The sequence below is a fragment of the Psychrobacter sp. DM4 genome (assembly GCF_051307035.1).
GTDB lineage: Bacteria > Pseudomonadota > Gammaproteobacteria > Pseudomonadales > Moraxellaceae > Psychrobacter.
Genome location: NZ_CP195536.1, coordinates 1,264,976 through 1,282,426, shown reverse-complemented (window position 1 = coordinate 1,282,426; position 17,451 = coordinate 1,264,976). Strand labels below are relative to the sequence as shown.

17 protein-coding genes are annotated in these 17,451 nt (G+C 43.8%); 1 reads left to right on the top strand and 16 read right to left on the bottom strand.

What is annotated here, in order from left to right; genetic code table 11:
* Positions 1-127: 127 nt before the first annotated feature.
* The 16 genes from lptB to ACR64G_RS05470 all read right to left on the bottom strand — a co-directional run bounded on the left by lptB (position 128) and on the right by ACR64G_RS05470 (position 16,648).
* Positions 128-838 (bottom strand): LPS export ABC transporter ATP-binding protein, encoded by a 711-nt coding sequence (lptB, locus tag ACR64G_RS05545; RefSeq protein WP_435980648.1) that lies wholly within the window; start codon positions 836-838, stop codon positions 128-130.
* Positions 839-1,054: 216 nt separating this feature from the next.
* A complete protein-coding gene (gene lptA, locus ACR64G_RS05540) occupies positions 1,055-1,621 on the bottom strand; it encodes a lipopolysaccharide transport periplasmic protein LptA (RefSeq protein ID WP_435980511.1) in 567 nt (188 codons plus the stop codon).
* A gap of 63 nt (positions 1,622-1,684) precedes the next feature.
* Complete coding sequence (gene lptC, locus ACR64G_RS05535; protein WP_435980510.1) at positions 1,685-2,266, bottom strand: LPS export ABC transporter periplasmic protein LptC; 582 nt, start codon at positions 2,264-2,266, stop codon at positions 1,685-1,687.
* Complete coding sequence (locus ACR64G_RS05530; RefSeq protein ID WP_435980509.1) at positions 2,263-2,823, bottom strand: KdsC family phosphatase; 561 nt, start codon at positions 2,821-2,823, stop codon at positions 2,263-2,265. Before ACR64G_RS05530 ends, lptC begins: the two co-directional genes overlap by 4 nt.
* A gap of 31 nt (positions 2,824-2,854) precedes the next feature.
* On the bottom strand, positions 2,855-3,838 hold the full coding sequence (locus ACR64G_RS05525; RefSeq protein ID WP_435980508.1) for a KpsF/GutQ family sugar-phosphate isomerase: 984 nt from the start codon (positions 3,836-3,838) through the stop codon (positions 2,855-2,857).
* A 212-nt stretch (positions 3,839-4,050) separates the two neighbouring features.
* Entirely contained in the window at positions 4,051-4,593 is a 543-nt protein-coding gene (gene hfq, locus ACR64G_RS05520) for an RNA chaperone Hfq (RefSeq protein WP_435980507.1), read from the bottom strand.
* 272 nt (positions 4,594-4,865) lie between these two features.
* Positions 4,866-5,945: a tRNA (adenosine(37)-N6)-dimethylallyltransferase MiaA gene (gene miaA / locus ACR64G_RS05515; RefSeq protein ID WP_435980506.1), complete on the bottom strand. Its 1,080-nt coding sequence runs from the start codon at positions 5,943-5,945 to the stop codon at positions 4,866-4,868.
* A 43-nt stretch (positions 5,946-5,988) separates the two neighbouring features.
* Positions 5,989-7,737 (bottom strand): DNA mismatch repair endonuclease MutL, encoded by a 1,749-nt coding sequence (gene mutL, locus ACR64G_RS05510; protein ID WP_435980505.1) that lies wholly within the window; start codon positions 7,735-7,737, stop codon positions 5,989-5,991.
* Between the two features lie 88 nt (positions 7,738-7,825).
* Positions 7,826-8,323 (bottom strand): tRNA (adenosine(37)-N6)-threonylcarbamoyltransferase complex ATPase subunit type 1 TsaE, encoded by a 498-nt coding sequence (gene tsaE / locus ACR64G_RS05505; RefSeq protein ID WP_435980647.1) that lies wholly within the window; start codon positions 8,321-8,323, stop codon positions 7,826-7,828.
* 8 nt (positions 8,324-8,331) lie between these two features.
* Complete coding sequence (locus tag ACR64G_RS05500) at positions 8,332-8,946, bottom strand: 6-pyruvoyl trahydropterin synthase family protein (RefSeq protein ID WP_435980504.1); 615 nt, start codon at positions 8,944-8,946, stop codon at positions 8,332-8,334.
* A 557-nt stretch (positions 8,947-9,503) separates the two neighbouring features.
* Positions 9,504-9,836, bottom strand: a complete 333-nt coding sequence (locus ACR64G_RS05495; RefSeq protein WP_435980503.1) for a YnfA family protein — start codon at positions 9,834-9,836, stop codon at positions 9,504-9,506.
* Between the two features lie 6 nt (positions 9,837-9,842).
* A complete protein-coding gene (locus ACR64G_RS05490) occupies positions 9,843-10,676 on the bottom strand; it encodes a PhzF family phenazine biosynthesis protein (protein WP_435980646.1) in 834 nt (277 codons plus the stop codon).
* Positions 10,677-10,929: 253 nt separating this feature from the next.
* Positions 10,930-12,606 carry a GMC family oxidoreductase gene (locus ACR64G_RS05485; protein WP_435980502.1) on the bottom strand — a complete coding sequence of 559 codons (1,677 nt, stop codon included), beginning with the start codon at positions 12,604-12,606 and terminating at the stop codon, positions 10,930-10,932.
* A gap of 288 nt (positions 12,607-12,894) precedes the next feature.
* Positions 12,895-13,176, bottom strand: coding sequence for a hypothetical protein (locus ACR64G_RS05480; protein WP_317199353.1), 282 nt, complete (start codon positions 13,174-13,176; stop codon positions 12,895-12,897).
* 692 nt (positions 13,177-13,868) lie between these two features.
* On the bottom strand, positions 13,869-15,140 hold the full coding sequence (locus ACR64G_RS05475; RefSeq protein ID WP_435980501.1) for a saccharopine dehydrogenase C-terminal domain-containing protein: 1,272 nt from the start codon (positions 15,138-15,140) through the stop codon (positions 13,869-13,871).
* 284 nt (positions 15,141-15,424) lie between these two features.
* A complete protein-coding gene (locus tag ACR64G_RS05470) occupies positions 15,425-16,648 on the bottom strand; it encodes a carboxynorspermidine decarboxylase (RefSeq protein ID WP_435980500.1) in 1,224 nt (407 codons plus the stop codon).
* A gap of 103 nt (positions 16,649-16,751) precedes the next feature.
* Between ACR64G_RS05470 and ACR64G_RS05465 the strand changes: the two genes are divergently transcribed.
* Positions 16,752-17,417: a DUF924 family protein gene (locus tag ACR64G_RS05465; RefSeq protein ID WP_435980499.1), complete on the top strand. Its 666-nt coding sequence runs from the start codon at positions 16,752-16,754 to the stop codon at positions 17,415-17,417.
* The last annotated feature ends 34 nt before the right edge of the window (positions 17,418-17,451 follow it).

The window sequence follows — 17,451 nt, the reverse complement described above, 5'->3', positions numbered from 1 at the left end:
GCGCACAAACCTAGAAATTAGCATGAATGAAGAGTTCGATTAAATAGAAGAATCAGACGATTAAATGAGTATTGTAGTGAAAGGCGGACGTACCAAACTTAGAAATCAGTAATAAAAAAAGTAATACCTAGACTCTAAAATCCTTACCTAGATAGATCTCTTTGACGAGTTCATTGTTTAATACCTCATCTGATGTGCCCTCAGCTATGATAGCGCCTTCTGAGACAATATAAGCTTTTTCGCAGATAGCGAGCGTGTCACGAACATTATGATCGGTAATCAAGACGCCGATACCGCGATTTTTTAGTGCCAAAATCACATCTTTGATATCGCCAACTGAGATAGGATCAACGCCTGCAAAAGGCTCATCTAACAAGATAAATTTAGGGTTAGCCGCCAGTGCCCGAGCAATCTCGCAGCGACGACGCTCACCGCCTGAAACGCTCATACCAAGAGAGCTACGTACTCCTTCTAGATGGAACTCTTTGATCAGTTTTTCAAGCTCTAAACGCTGCTCGCTGGCATTTAATTCACTGCGCGTTTGCAAGATTGAGAGGATGTTATCTTCGATAGATAATTTGCGAAATATAGACGCCTCTTGCGGCAAGTAACCGATACCAGCACGCGCGCGCTCATGCATAGCGTATTTGGACAAATCCATTTTACCCAAAGTTACACGGCCTCTATCCATATTGACGAGCCCCACCACCATATAAAAACTTGTAGTCTTACCAGCACCATTAGGGCCCAAAAGTCCAACAACCTGACCCTGCTCCACTGAAAATGAGACATCCTTGACCACCCAACGTTTACCATAGCTTTTGCCAAGGCTTTGCATGACCAGACGCTCAGGCAACGCGGTAGAATAAACAACCGATTCAGTGAATGTGGTATCTGTTACAGGAGACTTATTATTCATAGGGTATTTAGTCTTAAATTGGTACAAAATTGATCGGTATAAAGTCTATTGAGTATAAAATCATCCAGCAGCTTGCGGGAGCATCTAGCTCTTAGCTTATACTAATTGCTCGATGCAAAGCTTGCGCATATAAAGTTAACGTACGCCGCGCTGATTGGTATTATTATTTGGCGGTAGTATCAGCTCGACACGTTGACTATTGCCTGCGGTCGCCTCAACATCGCCCGCTTTAAGGCTATAGCGAATGACATTACCTGCAAAGCTCGCACCATTTTGATTGAGTTTAGCATTACCTGTCAAAGTGATGATACCTGTTACCGCATTGTAGTCTATCTTGTTGCCTTGACCCTTTGCCAGACCTTTATCTTGCGTGATCACTTGTTGCATAGTCGCAGGTCGACCAGTAGCTACTGCTGAATTAATACTGCGCTGCGGGGATAAATTAACAGTGATGTCATCAGCGGTTAGCTTGAGCGTCCCTTGAGTGATGATGACGTTACCTGAGTAGCTAGTGACCCCGGTACGCTCGCTATAAGTCGCCTTGTCTGCCAATAGTTTGATGGGCTGATTGGCGTCTGATGGCAGGGCATGACTATATATAGGCAGTGTCAAGAGCACGGCTATAGGCAGCGTACGTAACGCGTAGATAAATCGCTTTGGACTTATGACAGAGGAATGCAAAGCTGGCAAGGAGTTGTTCATAAATAGGTCTCTAGTTTTTGTTAAAATTAGGGTTTGCAAACGTCAAATAGATATCAGTTTTACTCAAAACAAAGCTTTGTCTTGGCGCTCAGCGGGTGTAAAAGTCACGGCGACTTGTCCAAACTCATACTCACCCGTCTCAAGATTGGCAGTCATACTAGAGGCGGTAAAACGATTCATACCCTGCTCAACCTTTACGGGCTCATTGCTATAGACTTGGCGGGATTTGGTATTGCCCATAAGTGTTTGACCTGTGACCTTGATTGGCTCAATATCAGAGGCGCTCTTCTCTTCGCTTACCAAGCTAAAACCGCCACCTAAACGTAGGTCACCGCTTTGCTGATTGATAGCCGCGCTACCCGCTTCGATCATATAGCGCTGCTCATCAGAGGGCTGCCAATCCATAGTAATACCAGACATCTCATCCTGATTGGTTTCAGGATTATGAATCAAGGACTCAGCGCTAAGCTCGTACTCAGTTTCACCCTCATCATTGGTTTGCACCGCTTTAATATCAGTGGCCTCATAATCTACATCGGTCGCCTCAATGTTAACAGGCGGCGTGATCTCACCTTGCTGCTGAAAGAACCAACCAGCAATGCCTGCGATAATAAGGGCTAGGACAATAAGAACCCGAGTATTCACGATAAATCATCCTGCGTCTGATCTAAGGTATAGTGCCCAATAAAATCCTGATAATGTCCATGACCTTTTAGAATCAGATCACAGACTTCACGTACCGCGCCAGTGCCGCCTGAGCACGTTGTCACCATATCACTGCGATTGATGACCTCTGAGTGCGCATTAGGAACCGTCGCGGCAAAGCCTACCGTTTGCATAGCTTTGATATCTGGCAAATCATCACCCATGTAAGCACAATCAGCGGCGGTGATATCAAGCGTAGGATCTAACATACCAAGTAGCTCGTTTAACGCTACCAGCTTGTCATCGCGGCCTTGAACGACGTATTTTACGCCCATCTCGTTTGCGCGTTTGTCTACCATAGGGCTACTACGACCCGTAATAATCGCCGTCAGTATACCGTAGCGTGATAGCGATTTGACCCCAACACCGTCTTGTACCGAAAACGCTTTGGTCTCAGTGCCATTAGCATCATAAATAATTTGACCATTGGACAAAATACCATCTACGTCCATAATGAGTAACTTAACTTGTCCGGCTTTTTCTATTAAATCTTGCATAGCTTATCTCTTATATTTGAATGACCATTCTTTATTTAACACCTGCCTGTAACAAGTCGTGGACGGTTATAATGGCTTGCAATTGATCTTCATCATCCATAACTAGTAGCTGGCTAATACCGTTCTCATTCATGACACTTAGGGCGTCAGAGGCGCGCATGGTTCTTTCGATTTGACGCGGGTTAATGGTCATCACCTCATGTATAGGAACTGAGAGATCAACACCTCGCTCCAGTACGCGGCGCAAGTCGCCATCCGTAAATATACCGACGACCCTTTGCTCATCATCAGTCACCACTGTCATACCTAGGCGTCCATGAGTCATCGTAAATAGCGCCTTATGCAATGGTGACTGTTGATTAACAAGTGGCAACTGATCGACTGAGGTATGCATCAAATCCTCCACTCGCGTTAACAACTGCCGACCCAGCGCACCTGCAGGGTGTGATAATGCAAAGTCCTCTGAAGTAAAGTTGCGCGCATGAACCAAGGCCACTGCCAACGCATCACCGAGTGCTAAGGTAGCAGTCGTGCTCGAAGTTGGTGCTAAGTTGAGCGGACAAGCTTCTTGTGATTTGCCAAGCGTCAGGACGATATCAGCAGCGCGCGGCAACATACCTCTGTGATCTCGGCTAATACTAATGAGCGGAATACCCAAGCGCTTGACGACAGGCAATAGCATCTTAATCTCATCTGACTCACCAGAGTTTGAGATAGCAAGAAGTACATCACCTTGAACCAGCATCCCCAAGTCACCGTGTCCGGCCTCCCCTGGATGCATAAAAAACGCAGGCGTACCTGTCGAGGCGAAAGTCGCTGCTATTTTACGCCCGATCAAACCCGACTTACCCATACCAGTCACTACAACTCGCCCTTGACAGGCCAAGATAACGTCACAAGCCTGTGCAAACCTGCTATCTATTTGTTCTGTTAACAAGCTCAGTGCCGCTTTTTCGGTATTGATAGCTTCGATAGCAGTACTGATAAACTGCGCGTGAGTAGTGCTGTTAGTCATAATTTCGCTCAATGCCTGTCTGATTTTACTTATTGCTGTGTTTGTAATTTCATACGCTAGTGATATATCTTACTATATTCTGCTCAAATGTAGTAAAACATACTTTTCAATACTTTTTATATTTGGTCAATATCGGTCATTATATAGAGTCAGTCTTGATATAAAAAAGACCTACTTAGCAGTAGGTCTTTATCGTTAGGAAACCGCTTGTCTCAGCTATCACTGGCATCATCGTTTTTGTCATCGGTGCTCTTATCTTGCGTTGGATTCTCAAAACCGCGATCCCGACCAAAGCCACCGCGCTCAAAACCGCGATCTTGATTTTGGCCAATGTTACCGCGCTCAAAACCGCGCTCCTGCCCTTGACCAAAGCCGCCACGGTTAAAGCCGCTACGGTTCGATGCAAAGTTGCGCTCTTCATAACCACCACTAGCATTAGAGTTAGTACTAGTGCTACCACGCTCAAAACCACTATTGGTACTACCGCCTTGATAGCCTGGAGCTTGAGTCGATGAACTACCGCCTGCAGTACTGGTCGTCGTTGTACCTCTAGGGTTACGCGCAGGTACGACCGTAGAGATCGCATGCTTGTATACCATCTGGCTTACCGTATTCTTAAGAAGAACAACATACTGATCAAATGATTCAATTTGGCCCTGCAATTTAATGCCATTAACCAAAAAAATAGAGACAGGGATACGGTCTTTACGTAGTGAGTTCAAGAATGGATCTTGTAGGGTTTGTCCTTTTGACATGAAATCTCTCCTAGATAATATAATTATTTTTAATAGTCGTTATCGGTGTTTCTTAATATAAGTGCTGCCAATCAAATATAAAGGTAACTTTTAGTTATAAAATACATATCTAAATTTTTAAATAAAACTATCTAACCGCTTGATTATAAAAGTCTTTTATTAATATTTTGACTATCACTATTAAATTATAACAGCTATCTATTTTGGGTTTTGCAACTTATTGTGATTGATTCCTTTATGTATGGTTAACCTTTTGATATCGCATGCATTGTTTATGATAAGAGATAATCTCTTGCCTGCGCCGTAGTAGTGAACGTCTGACCTCGAATAGAGTCATCTGGCTTATCTAAAGCATGATGATGAGACAATTGGCTAATTTTGCGTAGCCAAGTATATTGACGCTTTGCCAACTGCCGAGTGGCATATAGAGATTTGTCTTGCATCTGTTTATAGGCAAGCGCTTGCTGGATTGAATTCGTATCAGTATGTATTGCAAAAGCCTTATAGAATAATTCTAGGTCTAAATGCGGCCGTTCTAACACAGGATGTCTGATATGTACCAAATACTCAAGGACTTGCCGATACCCTACGCAGCGCATAGAGGGCATATCAGGCGTCAGCGTATAATGTTCTAGCAGACTAATAACTTCATCAACCAGTCCTGAGGTCCACATGATATCCAAGCGCTGCGCAATACGTTCATGTAACCAAGCTCGGTCTGGTATCACACTCAAAGCATGCCACTGCTGATGAGTATTATGCGCGAGTGCCAGCTTAGGTTTGCGCTGCCAGTCGCTAAGCGAGGTATTAGTCTGCTCGAACACCTCAATTGCCCGCGTGATACGCTGAGTATCATTTGATTTTAGACGCTGATAGCTTATAGGATCAATCTTACCTAGGTAATTATATAAAGCTTCAATACCAGCGTCTTGTCGCCAAGCATCAACCTGCGCGCGTGTCTTGTCACTACTATCAGGGATGTCAGAGAGTCCCTCAAGTAGCGCCATGTAATACATCATCGTACCACCAACCAATAAAGGTATCTTGCCGCTTTGATGACAGTTATCTATAAGCTGCGCCACATCACGGACAAACCGGGCAACGCTATAGGTCTGCGTGGGATCAATAATATCCACCAAATGATGCGGATAACGTGCTAACTCCTCAAAACTAGGTTTTGCCGTACCGATGGTCATATCACGATATATCAGTGCTGAATCAACTGAGATCAGCTCAAAACGCTTGGTATCATAAAGCTCATATGCCAATGCCGTCTTGCCACTGGCCGTCGGTGCCATAAGACAGACGACGCTATTATCAGCAAGCTTGGAAGATGAACTTGAAAGCGACATAAATGACCTTTTATATAAATAAACGACTGTTAAGCGTCTATTATTAAGGGGAAGCTATAGGAGCTGCTAACAACAGCGTAAGTAACTGCGAGGTGCTGACGGCTTTGATAGCATAAGACTCGAGTATGTGAGCAACATCTACTGTAAAGGCGCGCAAATCTGACGCTGACATTTGCTCTGCTACATGATTTAAATGTTGATTGATGCTGTCTGCTGTACTGACAGAATCTGAGCGTTTAAACCAGTTTGAATCAAAGAGGCTATTGATACGTGAGTACCACTCTTGCTCGCTAATGAGTAGCCATTGATTTTGACTAAAAAAGAGTAACCAAGGCAGCGTCTTGTCATCACTATTGTCATTGTCATTGTCATTGTCATCAAGCTGCCAGTTATCCTCTACGCTATGAATCACTTCTAGACATAAAGGCAACTTTATATGTTTATTTGAATGTACGATCGAATCAATACTTTGATTATGAAAACTTAATAGTGTATTGCCAGCTTCATTATTTAAATCTGATTTTGCTAATGAATACTCATGATCCTTAGCAGTGTTTTTGTTCTCTACAGTAGATGAGACGCTATATGGATTTGTAGGTGCTTGTACTGAATGAGACGCTTGCGAAAACGGTTTGATATTTACCACTTCACTTGTCGTTGATTGATTGGCTGTTATGGGATGATGAGCTGATGAAGCACTAGGTGCTAATCGGCTTAATACTGTCCGAACCACATGACCTAGATGCGCAAGTATATTATTCAAAGGACTAATCTTGATACGCTGCTTGGTCGGATGCACGTTGAGATTCAGCCACTCATAAGGCAGCTCAAAATATAGAGCATAGTGAATACTATCGCATCCTACGCTTGACCCTATTTGTCTTAAATGGTTACTTATCAGTGTGTCTTTAATCAAGCGTCCATTAACGTATAGAAGCTTAGGCAGACCTGCCATCTTGTCTTGATTGGGCCAAATCCAGCCACTGATTTTGGCCTGATTGATGCTCTTATCATCAGTCATTTCCTCAGGTGCTACGCCCGCTTGAGATACTAAATTAGAAAGATCTACCAGTACTTCAAGCGCTTGATCCTTGAGCGACATACCTAACGCCTGCTCCAACCGTGACAATGGTAAAAAGTTACTGCCAATATTATTTTCAGCACTAGCACATAGCTGTAAGCGCTTTTTTTGATCGTGATAAAGCGTCAGCGTCACATCAGCGCGGGCGATAGCCACCTCACGTACAACGGTCTCAATATGCATAAACTCGGTTGCCAGTGATTTTATATTGCCACGGCGCGCAGGTACATTAAAATACAGATCTCTGACTTTAATCGTCGTACCGCGCTGGTGTACTACTGGCATGAGTTTGGATGTATCTGCCAGTACCCCTGCCATTTGCAATTGCCGACCGATACCACTGTTATCATGACTGCTGCTCAGTGTTAATCGTGACACCGCAGCAGTTGCCGCCAGCGCCTCACCGCGAAACCCAAGCGTACTAATACCATGCAAATTGGCAATATCAGCGACCTTGCTTGTCGCATGACGCGTGACCGCCATAATCATGTCATCAGGATGAATGCCGCTCCCATTGTCTATCACCTCTATGAGGCCCATACCGCCTTGGGTGATACACACCTCGATATGCGTCGCCCCAGCATCTACAGCATTTTCGAGTAGCTCTTTAACTACGGCCGCAGGACGCGTCACAACCTCACCCGCTGCTAATTGATTAATCAGTAGTGGTGATAGTTTTTTGATACGCGTGCTCAAATGATTATCTGACATAGTAAAAGCTTTTGATTTTCATTTCAAAAGAGATAAAAATAGGGTAAAAGTTGGATTAAAAATTGTGAAAAACTGCTCAGATAAGGGGTTAAAGGTTGAGGATAAAAGAGGATAACTCTAAACCTTGCGCCTGCCCTGTTTTAGATAAACGCAGCTCAGCTTGTCGACTGTCTTTATTAGCATCACTTTGAGTCAAATCTATAAACAATACTGGCGGCGGCAGGTAGCTATCAGCGCGACTGGCCCATTCAATTATTACCAAAGCGTTTGGCTCATCGAGATACTCATCAAAACCAATGAAAGATAACTCTTCTGGGTCTTGCAGACGATATAGATCAGCATGATACACAGGTTTTAGACTGCCGTCGTTTTGTTTAATCTCATAAGGCTCAACTAAGGTATAAGTGGGACTTTTAACAGAGCCAGTATGACCAAGTGCCTGTAGCCAATAGCGAGTCAACGTCGTTTTACCTGCGCCCAAATCACCTGACAACCAAACACTGCCAGTCAACGGTAGCGCCGCTAAACGTTCAGCCAAGAGCTGAGTGTCGTCTTCAGAATCTAGAGTAATGGATACTGAGTGCATATCAGACATCAACGGCTACCTGCGTCATTTGTATCGACCTGCATGGTGACTGAAGGGTTAATAAAGCGCTCGCCTTTAATCAGCTTGGCATATAACTTAGGGTCATGCCATTCAGAGGAAACTTGCTCACTAAATTCAAAATCTTCTAACTGTAGCTCACCCATCTGTGCGTTTGCGACATCATCGGCAAAGCACTGTGCATAACCTGTTGCTGTCTCATGTGCAATCACTGAATAGATGCTCACGTCAGCCTCGCCATTTTGCATTTGCGTTTGCTGCAAAATCGTTTGCGCCCAAAAGAATATCACTCGTGAGAATTGCTCTGCTGAGGGTGACACGGGCAAGCTAATCCAGCGTGCACTGAACTTCTTGCAAGCCTCGATATACTCAGGGTCGTCTTTACTCCAAAAACAAATGGCATGATCAAAACTATCGATAATATCTTTGATAGAAGACTTGAGTAGTCCAAAGTCATAAACCATTTGTCCATGATCGAGGCGTGTGGCCTCTAATATCAGCTCAATCTGATAACTGTGCCCATGAATGGAGTGCTTGCAGCGCTCAGAACTACAGTTGCGCACAATATGAGCATTTTCAAATTTAAAGAGTTTACGTATACGCATAACAATCAACCAAAATGAGAAACGTTATCTTGTCAAATACTGACAATGATGATGACGAATAGAAAGTGCCATAAGTGGTAATGGCGATCTCGTTATTATAGCAAATTGCTAAGCATCCGTAAGTAAGCGCTTATTAACGATGATCTTATATGTTGGCATCACAACAATATGCAACACTACCAAATCACTGCTCTACTGAGTATAGCTATCTATTATTAACGCTTAAGCCTATACTGAATTGTGCAAAGCATTAGGTCGTAAAATCTGTTTTAAACACTAAAATTCATAAAGAAGGGAAATGTGTCATGAGTAAAGGTCAAGACAGCAAAAAGAATGTAAAGAAAAAACCACTATTGACCGCAAAAGAGAAAAAAGCGGCCAAACAAGCAAAGAAAGATGATGGCTCCATATTGGGCAAACATTAAAACTTATTGATCAAAGCCAACTAAGTGCTCTAATGAGAGGCTTTAATCAGCTAGCAACAAAATATAAGGTCTGAGAATAGAGGGACCTAAAAGGAAAAGGTATTGAACATAGGGGTGTCAAAAATAGCCGCTTCAAGTACTACGCGGTGCGAACATAATAATCGCCATTCCCAAAAGCGCGACCGCAGACCCTAATACATCCCATGTAGTAGGTTTAATACCGTTTACGGTCCACAACCACAAAATCGCCATAACGACATATACCCCGCCGTAGGCTGCATAAACTCTGCCTACCGCAGTCGGATGTAAAGTCAGTAGCCAAACGAAGGCGGCCAAACTCAGTACACCTGGGATCAAAAGCCAAATGCTCTTACCTTCTCGCAGCCAAAGATAAGGCAGGTAGCAGCCGATAATCTCCGCCAATGCGGTAAGCACAAAAAGACCAAGCGTCTTTAATTCAGTCAAATCCGATTACTCCTCAAGCGTAATAAATCCCGTTAAGTACTGAACGGCGTTGCCAGAAATCAAAACTCTATCGCTTGCAACCTCACAATATACTACCCCGCCACGCTTTGATGCTTGATAAGCCACCAGTTCATTCTTACCTAAAAGATCAGCCCATAAAGGTGCCAGTCCCGTATGGATTGAACCTGTCACTGGGTCTTCATCACCGCCATTGGCTGGCCAAAAATATCTAGATATAAAGTCATAATGACTATAAGCATCTGATTGAGACTGGCAAGTAACGACGACATCCAAAGGCGCTAGCTGCTTTAATTTATCATTATCACGAGTGACGTTTAGGACATCGGACTCAGCGTTATAAATCACAAAATAAGCTTGGGAATTTTGATAGACCTCAGCAGGCGCAATAGATAATCCTGCCAGCAAATTCTCAGGAATATCGTCATACAAAGCAGGCTTCGTATTAGGAAAATCCATCTGTATTTTGCCCGCGTCTGTCTGTACTACGGTCATGATACCGATAGCTTTTGCTGAAAAGTGAATGGTTTTTAAATCAGGATGGTTTTTAAACAGTACAAAAGCTGATGCCAAAGTCGCATGACCACAAAATGCAATCTCAGTGAGCGGTGAAAACCAGCGAATCTCATAAGTATCAGCTGCACTATCAAGCACCAAAAATGCGGTTTCAGACAAGTTATTCTCGCTAGCAATGGACTGCATTAGCTCATCTGTTAGCCAATGTTCAGTAATAATGACAGCAGCTGAATTACCCTTGAATAGCTGGTCTGTAAAGGCATCGACTATGTTATCTCCAGTGGCATAGCGTTCTCTTAGTAGTATAAAAAGACTAACCCTACTATAGCACGGCTCTTTAGCCCCGACTGTAGCGGTTATCCTGCTCGCTTGGGCGGATTGCGATGGCTAGGCGAGTAGATTATAACGGATGGCGGGATAAGCTCCTTAGTTCCAATACTATTTATCGCAGATATTATGACATACAAAGAGTTAGGCTATACAAATGCAAAAAACCTTTTAGTATATAAAATACTAAAAGGCTGATGATTACTTTGCTACTTCAAATGTGACCAAACATTTATACCGCTGCTACGTGCTCGGCTTTGGCATAATTGTTTATCTCTGTCGGTATGGTTCCACTAGTGATGCGCTCAGACTTCATTTGATCCGCTATCTTTTCAGCGATGGCGATAGTTGGTGCATTAGTATTAGCACTGATAAGGGTTGGCATGATGGAGGCATCAATCACACGTAGACCTTCTATTCCTCTAACCTTGAGGTCAGTATCGACAACTGAAGCCTCATCCGCGCCCATACGACAAGTGCCTACAGGATGATAGATAGTATCTGATCTATTTTGGATATAGCCGAGTAGTCCATCTTTTTCTAGATAGGGCGCAGCGTAGTCCTCAGTAATGAACTTAGCAAGTGGCGTCTCTTGCATGATCTCGCGCGTACGCTTAGCACCTGCCATCATGAACTCAACGTCTTTTTCATGTGATAAGTAGTTGGGGTCGATAAGCGGCGCGACGCTAGCATCAGTGGATGCTAATCTAACCGTACCGCGACTCTCGGGACGCAAATAACAGCTATGCACAGAAACGCCATAACCCCATTTCACTTCACGCCCATGATTGATCACGCGTGAGATCACAAAATGCAATTGAGTATCTGGCCAATCAGCTGGTGTTGCCTCTGTTGCATTAAAGAACGCCCCTGCTTCGGCATAATTAGTTGTCAGTAGACCCGTACCCGTCTTCTTCCACTCACTGATTGCAGACATCATTTTGGGCACCGTGCCAAAGCCGATACCGATGACATCTTTGGTATTTACCTTATAATCGAAGACAACATCCAAGTGGTCTTGTAGGTTCTCCCCAACGTTTGGCGAATCATGAACGACCTCGATACCCAGCTCTTGTAAATGCTCTTTTGGACCAATACCCGATAGCATGAGTATCTGCGGTGAACCAAATGCACCCGCTGATAAGATAACCTCTGACTTGGCTTTGATAGTATACTCTTCGCCATGCTTATTATAAGCGACACCTACCGCACGCTGGTTCTCAGTCAGAATACGAGTCACGCGAGCGCCTGTCATAATCGTCAAATTCTCACGATTTTCAAAGGGATGGATGTACGCGGCGGCCGCTGAGCAGCGCTGACCTTGTTTTTCACCATGAAAATGGGTGACTTGATAGAGACCTGCGCCGTCTTGTTTGCTGCCATTGAAGTCATTGTTAGCATCAAGACCATTGGCAACGCAAGCATCAACAAAGGCGCTTGAGATTGGACGAGGACTGACTAACTCCGACACATGGAGCGGGCCACTATCGCCGTGATGCTCACTACCGCCATGTACATTGTTCTCAGCTTTTTTAAAGTATGGCAGCATATCATCGTAGCCCCACCCTGCGCAGCCATCCTCCTCCCAACGATCGTAGTCCTTTGCACTACCACGCGTATAGACCATAGCGTTGATAGCAGAGGAGCCGCCCAAACATTGTCCGCGCGGCTGATAGCCAGTACGATTGTTCAGATGAGTTTGCGGTACCGTATCGAAGCACCAATTGTTGATTTTGGTCGGTTTGTCACGCATCATAACGATGACGCCAGCTGGCACGCGTACTGCCAAGTCTTTGCCGTCGCCGCCGAACTCGAGCAGACAAACAGTGATATTAGGGTCTTCTGATAAACGGCTTGCCATAACGCAGCCTGCTGAGCCGCCACCGATAATTATGTAGTCAAATTCCATGAGTTAAGCGCTCCTTGCTTATGAGTAGCAGGTGTCAAACAACACCATACTGTCGCTTAACTATAGCAGAATTTATTATCGGTAGATTATAAGTAGGAAAATTTAACAAAAAAGGTAGGATGGGAGGGAATTTGTCAAACTGACTAGATAAAGCTTAGCCAACTCAAGTGTTTAAGCACCGTTACACAATCTAGTTGGCTAATATATTTAATTAACGAACAAATGTCACTGTTATAGAATCATCAAATACTAAAAATAAGCTCTCATCAACTTTACACAAAAAGACTCTTAGGTAAGCGGCCCACCAAAGACCACAAGACTTGTTCCCAGTGCCTGAATTACATCAATTACTGAAGCTGCTAAACATTTTAACATCGCTACTTTTCCCATATTGTTATCCTCCTTTTCAGAATTAAAGTCTGAATCTAATGTCATCAACATACGATTTTTCAAGTACGACAAAATCACCAACATAAAAAAGATAACTGAGAACAAAACAAGAATGGAAGGATTTGAACCTTCACCGCTAACCGCTGACCTAAGAATCTTATAAGTCAAAGCTTTAACCATTATATTTTATGCCTACAACGCCAACTGCCGCTGGCATTATAGGACTTTTTAAAGATTGAAATAAATCATAGCAACTGTAAAAACAAGTCCACTAATGGCAGTAATCACTGCTGCTACATTTACCTTTATCTCTATATTGGTTGAAATTTTTATGGGTTTAATCCATTCAAACGACTCAACCGGTTGAGTCATTGTAGATTCGTATTTATACACCGCGCTGCCACGCGGTTGGGTTTGCTTTGACTAGTATAAGCTTACCCTTTCGGACGACTTCTGCTGGCACAACCAGCCCAAATTTCTAGCTACTGCTTTAAATAAGGGATCGCCCTTTAGCCGCTTATCAAGCGACATTCGGAGTTGATGGCTCCGAAACTTTTGAATACTTTTATATTATACAAATAAGAATATTTGAGACTATTATAAATAATTCAAAACACGATAGATAGTAGCAAGAACGCGATGTCACCGCTAGCCCTGACTGTAGCGGCTATCCTGTCATAACTGCTAGGTTGCAAAGGCTCGGTGGGTCAGGGTGTCGCGGTAGCAGCAACCTGTCCCGCCAGTAGCCGCTGCCCTAGCAGAAATGGCAGATAATAGCGGATGGCAGGATTGGCTCCCCTATTTTCTTGTAAAATCAAGCATAAAAAAGCCTATCTTTAAAAGATAGGCTTTCTATTAAATAAACTTACTGACTAAATATCGAATTCTAACGCTCTATCACCTTCGCTATCTTGAATGCGTGTTGGTAGACCTATCTTGTTGAGGAGGTTAATAAAGGGCTTGGCATCCAGCTCTTCGACGTTGACCATTTTGCCCGCGTCCCACTCGCCTGTGGCGATTAACATAGCAGCCGCGACAGGAGGCACGCCTGCGGTATAAGAGATCCCTTGGCTACCGACCTCATTATAGGCGTCTTTGTGATCGGAGATATTGTAGATAAATACCTCAGTATCGACGCCATTAATCTTGCCTTTGACTTTATCACCAATACAGGTTTTGCCCGTATAGTTTGGCGCCAGCGAACTTGGATCTGGTAGTACCGCTTTGACCACTTTTAATGGAATGACTTCTTGCCCTTCGGCAGTCATTACCGGCTGCTCGGACAACAGACCTAGGCTTTGTAAGACGGTAAACACATTGATATAGTGCTCACCAAAGCCCATCCAAAAGCGTATATTAGGCACATCTAAATTGGCTGACAATGAGTGAATTTCATCATGACCACTCAAGTAGCTGTTTTGCATGCCAACGACTGGCAGATCGTCAGTACGCTTGACTTCGAACATTTTATTAGACTGCCATTTGCTGTCCTGCCAAGAGTAGACGGTTCCCGTGAACTCACGAAAATTAATCTCAGGATCGAAGTTAGTAGCAAAATACTTACCATGATCGCCGGCGTTTATGTCGATGATATCGATATCAGTGACTGAGCCTGCATCCATCATGTCATAGCCCAGACGCGCATAAGCGTTGACCATACCAGGATCAAAGCCTGCGCCCAAAATCGCCGTGACATTGTTGTCCGCACAGCGCTGACGACGCTGCCACTCATAGTTGTCATACCATGGCGGCGTCTCGCAAATTTTGCGCGGATCCTCATGAATGGCGGTATCGATATAGGCTGTACCCGTCTCGATACAAGCTTCTAATACGGTCATATTGATAAATGCCGAGCCGACGTTAATTAAGATTTGAATACCGATATCGTTGATAAGATCGATGACAGCTTGAGTATCCATGGCATCGACTTGGTGCGTATGCAAGACAGCAGCTTGCTTAAAGCTGCCTTTGTCTTTTACGCTCTGAGCGATGGCATCACATTTATCCTTGGTGCGAGAGGCAATATGAATCTCGCCAAGCACGTCATTGTGCATCGCACATTTATGGGCGACTACTTGCGCGACGCCGCCTGCACCGATGATAAGTACGTCTTTTTTGCTGGGTTTGGTTTGGTTTGTGTTCAATGAACAATCCTCCTTTGTGTCCCTGTCGATACCAGTGATATGGCTATGCAAAACAGCAACGAGTGAATGATGTGCGTGAATGAAAAAGGAAGACCGAGGAAAACCCACGCACCCGTCGGGCAAACATCGTTTTTAGTCGATAGCTATTTGCCCGTGGCGATTATAACAATTTTTATTCTGTTAATAGTAAAAATAATGTATAAAAATACAGCAACAAAAACTACAGATAGTTATCTCTAAACCTTTGTTTTTTAGCGTTTACGCAGATTGAGCAACGCAGTTATTTAAGACAAGCTATCCTTGTAATCTTGGTAATCAAACTTGCGCTGAATATCGATACTGCCATCAAGGCGACGAATGACAATCGCTGGCATGCCCACGCCATTGAACCAGTTTTTCTTCACCATCGTATAGCCTGCGGCATTACCAAACGCGATGGTATCACCTACCTGTAACTGGTTAGGTAGTGCATACTCGCCAAAGATATCACCTGCCAAACATGAGCGACCGTAGATAATTGTATTATCAGGCGCGTTGTTTTTTTGCTCAGTGCCAACAGGCGCGACGCTAATTGCATGATCATTGATAGAAGCAACGCTCGCTGATTCTTGATAGATCAATAAATCCAGCATATGCGCCTCTATTGATGCATCGACGACAGCGAGGTTTTTTTCGTTGTGCATGGTATCTAACACGGTTGTCACCAGTGATCCTGATCCATGAATACTTGCTTCACCTGGCTCTAAATAGACTTGTACGCCATATTTTTCGCTAAAGCTCTTTAATCGCGTCGCCAACTTTTCTAGTGGATAATCAGGAGCGATAAAATGGATACCACCGCCCAAGCTTACCCATTCAAGCTGCGCTAACACATTACCAAACCTAGCTTCGATATCCGCCAGACTATCGCTAAACGCCTCAAAGCTATCGTTCTCACAGTTGTTATGAATCATGACTCCAGTGATATCACCGAGCACCGCTATAATTTTATCTCTATCATGCTCACCAAGACGGCTAAAAGGCCGAGCAGGATCTGCAATGATAAAAGATGAGTTGCTGGTCTTGGGGTTTAATCGCAGTCCTACTGGAATATTCTGTGCACTGGCTTTATCTTTAAAGGCATTTAACTGTGAGATGGAGTTAAAGATAATTTTATCCGCGTAGATTAGCACTTCATCTATCTCATCTGCGCTATAGGCCACGCTATAGGCATGGGTTTCTTTTTTGTCTCTATTTTTATAACGTGGGTCTTCATTATGATTATTGCTAAAAGTCTCATAGCCCAAACGCACTTCATTGAGAGACGATGAGGTTGTGCCATGCAAGTAAGGCTGCATTACATCAAACACGCCCCATGTGGCAAAGCATTTGAGCGCGAGTAAGGCTTTGGCGCCTGATAGCTCACACAGACGGGCGATGATCTGCATATTGTCAACGATTGCAGCTTCATCGAGCAAGTAGTAAGGCGTTGGTATCGCAAGTAAATTAGCATCTGGAACTGTGTGCATAAAAGGTCACCTAATGGCTATATATGATAGACAATATTGCTATCATGACAGATATAAATATTTGCGCTATAGTAGACTAAATCCACCATAATTAGAATATTTTATGTCACTCTCAACGGATTATTCCACCTCTGCAAGTCAAGCCAATGCCTCTCAACTCGAACCAAAAAACATCAGTTTAGAGCACCTTAATACGGACGCGCGCGCAGTCTTAGATTTTTGGTTCGACAAGGATAGTGATGGGTATTGGTTTGAACAAAATGATGACTTTGATAAACGAATAGAGAATAAGTTTAGTGATATTTGGCAAGCGGCTAAGCAAGGCGAGTGCGTGACTTGGCGTATGGCAGACGCGTCAGCCGACAGTAATAGCTCAATTACTGCTTTGGCGGGACGATTGGCAGAGATTATTGTGCTTGATCAGTTCTCGCGCAATCTGTGCCGAGATAAGGCTTGCGCTTTTGCACAAGACGGTATGGCATTGGTGTTGGCGCAAGAAGCTATCGATCAGCCACATTTTAATAATTTGCCTATGGAATGGCGCAGGTTTATTATCATGCCCTTTATGCACTCAGAGTCAGCTATGATCCATGAGCGTTACTTGCCGCTATTTGAGCAATTAAACGACGCAAATACTTTAGATTTTGAACACCGTCATAAAGATATTATCGATAAGTTTGGCCGCTATCCGCACCGCAACGAGGTACTAGGTCGCACCTCTACTAATGAGGAAAAAGCGTTCTTAGAGCAGCCTGGCTCTTCGTTTTAAACCTATAAAGGTAGCGATCTATGGAAATGGAGTA

Excerpts from the sequence above, each read along its gene's own strand:
- ACR64G_RS05485 (WP_435980502.1), bottom strand. The coding sequence starts at position 12,606 with ATGGAATTTGACTACATAATTATCGGTGGCGGCTCAGCAGGCTGCGTT.
- ACR64G_RS05470 (WP_435980500.1), bottom strand. The coding sequence starts at position 16,648 with ATGCACACAGTTCCAGATGCTAATTTACTTGCGATACCAACGCCTTAC.
- ACR64G_RS05500 (WP_435980504.1), bottom strand. The coding sequence starts at position 8,946 with ATGCGTATACGTAAACTCTTTAAATTTGAAAATGCTCATATTGTGCGC.
- ACR64G_RS05530 (WP_435980509.1), bottom strand. The coding sequence starts at position 2,823 with ATGCAAGATTTAATAGAAAAAGCCGGACAAGTTAAGTTACTCATTATG.
- lptA (WP_435980511.1), bottom strand. The coding sequence starts at position 1,621 with ATGAACAACTCCTTGCCAGCTTTGCATTCCTCTGTCATAAGTCCAAAG.
- hfq (WP_435980507.1), bottom strand. The coding sequence starts at position 4,593 with ATGTCAAAAGGACAAACCCTACAAGATCCATTCTTGAACTCACTACGT.
- miaA (WP_435980506.1), bottom strand. The coding sequence starts at position 5,945 with ATGTCGCTTTCAAGTTCATCTTCCAAGCTTGCTGATAATAGCGTCGTC.
- ACR64G_RS05465 (WP_435980499.1), top strand. The coding sequence starts at position 16,752 with ATGTCACTCTCAACGGATTATTCCACCTCTGCAAGTCAAGCCAATGCC.
- mutL (WP_435980505.1), bottom strand. The coding sequence starts at position 7,737 with ATGTCAGATAATCATTTGAGCACGCGTATCAAAAAACTATCACCACTA.
- tsaE (WP_435980647.1), bottom strand. The coding sequence starts at position 8,323 with ATGCACTCAGTATCCATTACTCTAGATTCTGAAGACGACACTCAGCTC.
- ACR64G_RS05525 (WP_435980508.1), bottom strand. The coding sequence starts at position 3,838 with ATGACTAACAGCACTACTCACGCGCAGTTTATCAGTACTGCTATCGAA.
- lptB (WP_435980648.1), bottom strand. The coding sequence starts at position 838 with ATGCAAAGCCTTGGCAAAAGCTATGGTAAACGTTGGGTGGTCAAGGAT.
- ACR64G_RS05480 (WP_317199353.1), bottom strand. The coding sequence starts at position 13,176 with ATGGTTAAAGCTTTGACTTATAAGATTCTTAGGTCAGCGGTTAGCGGT.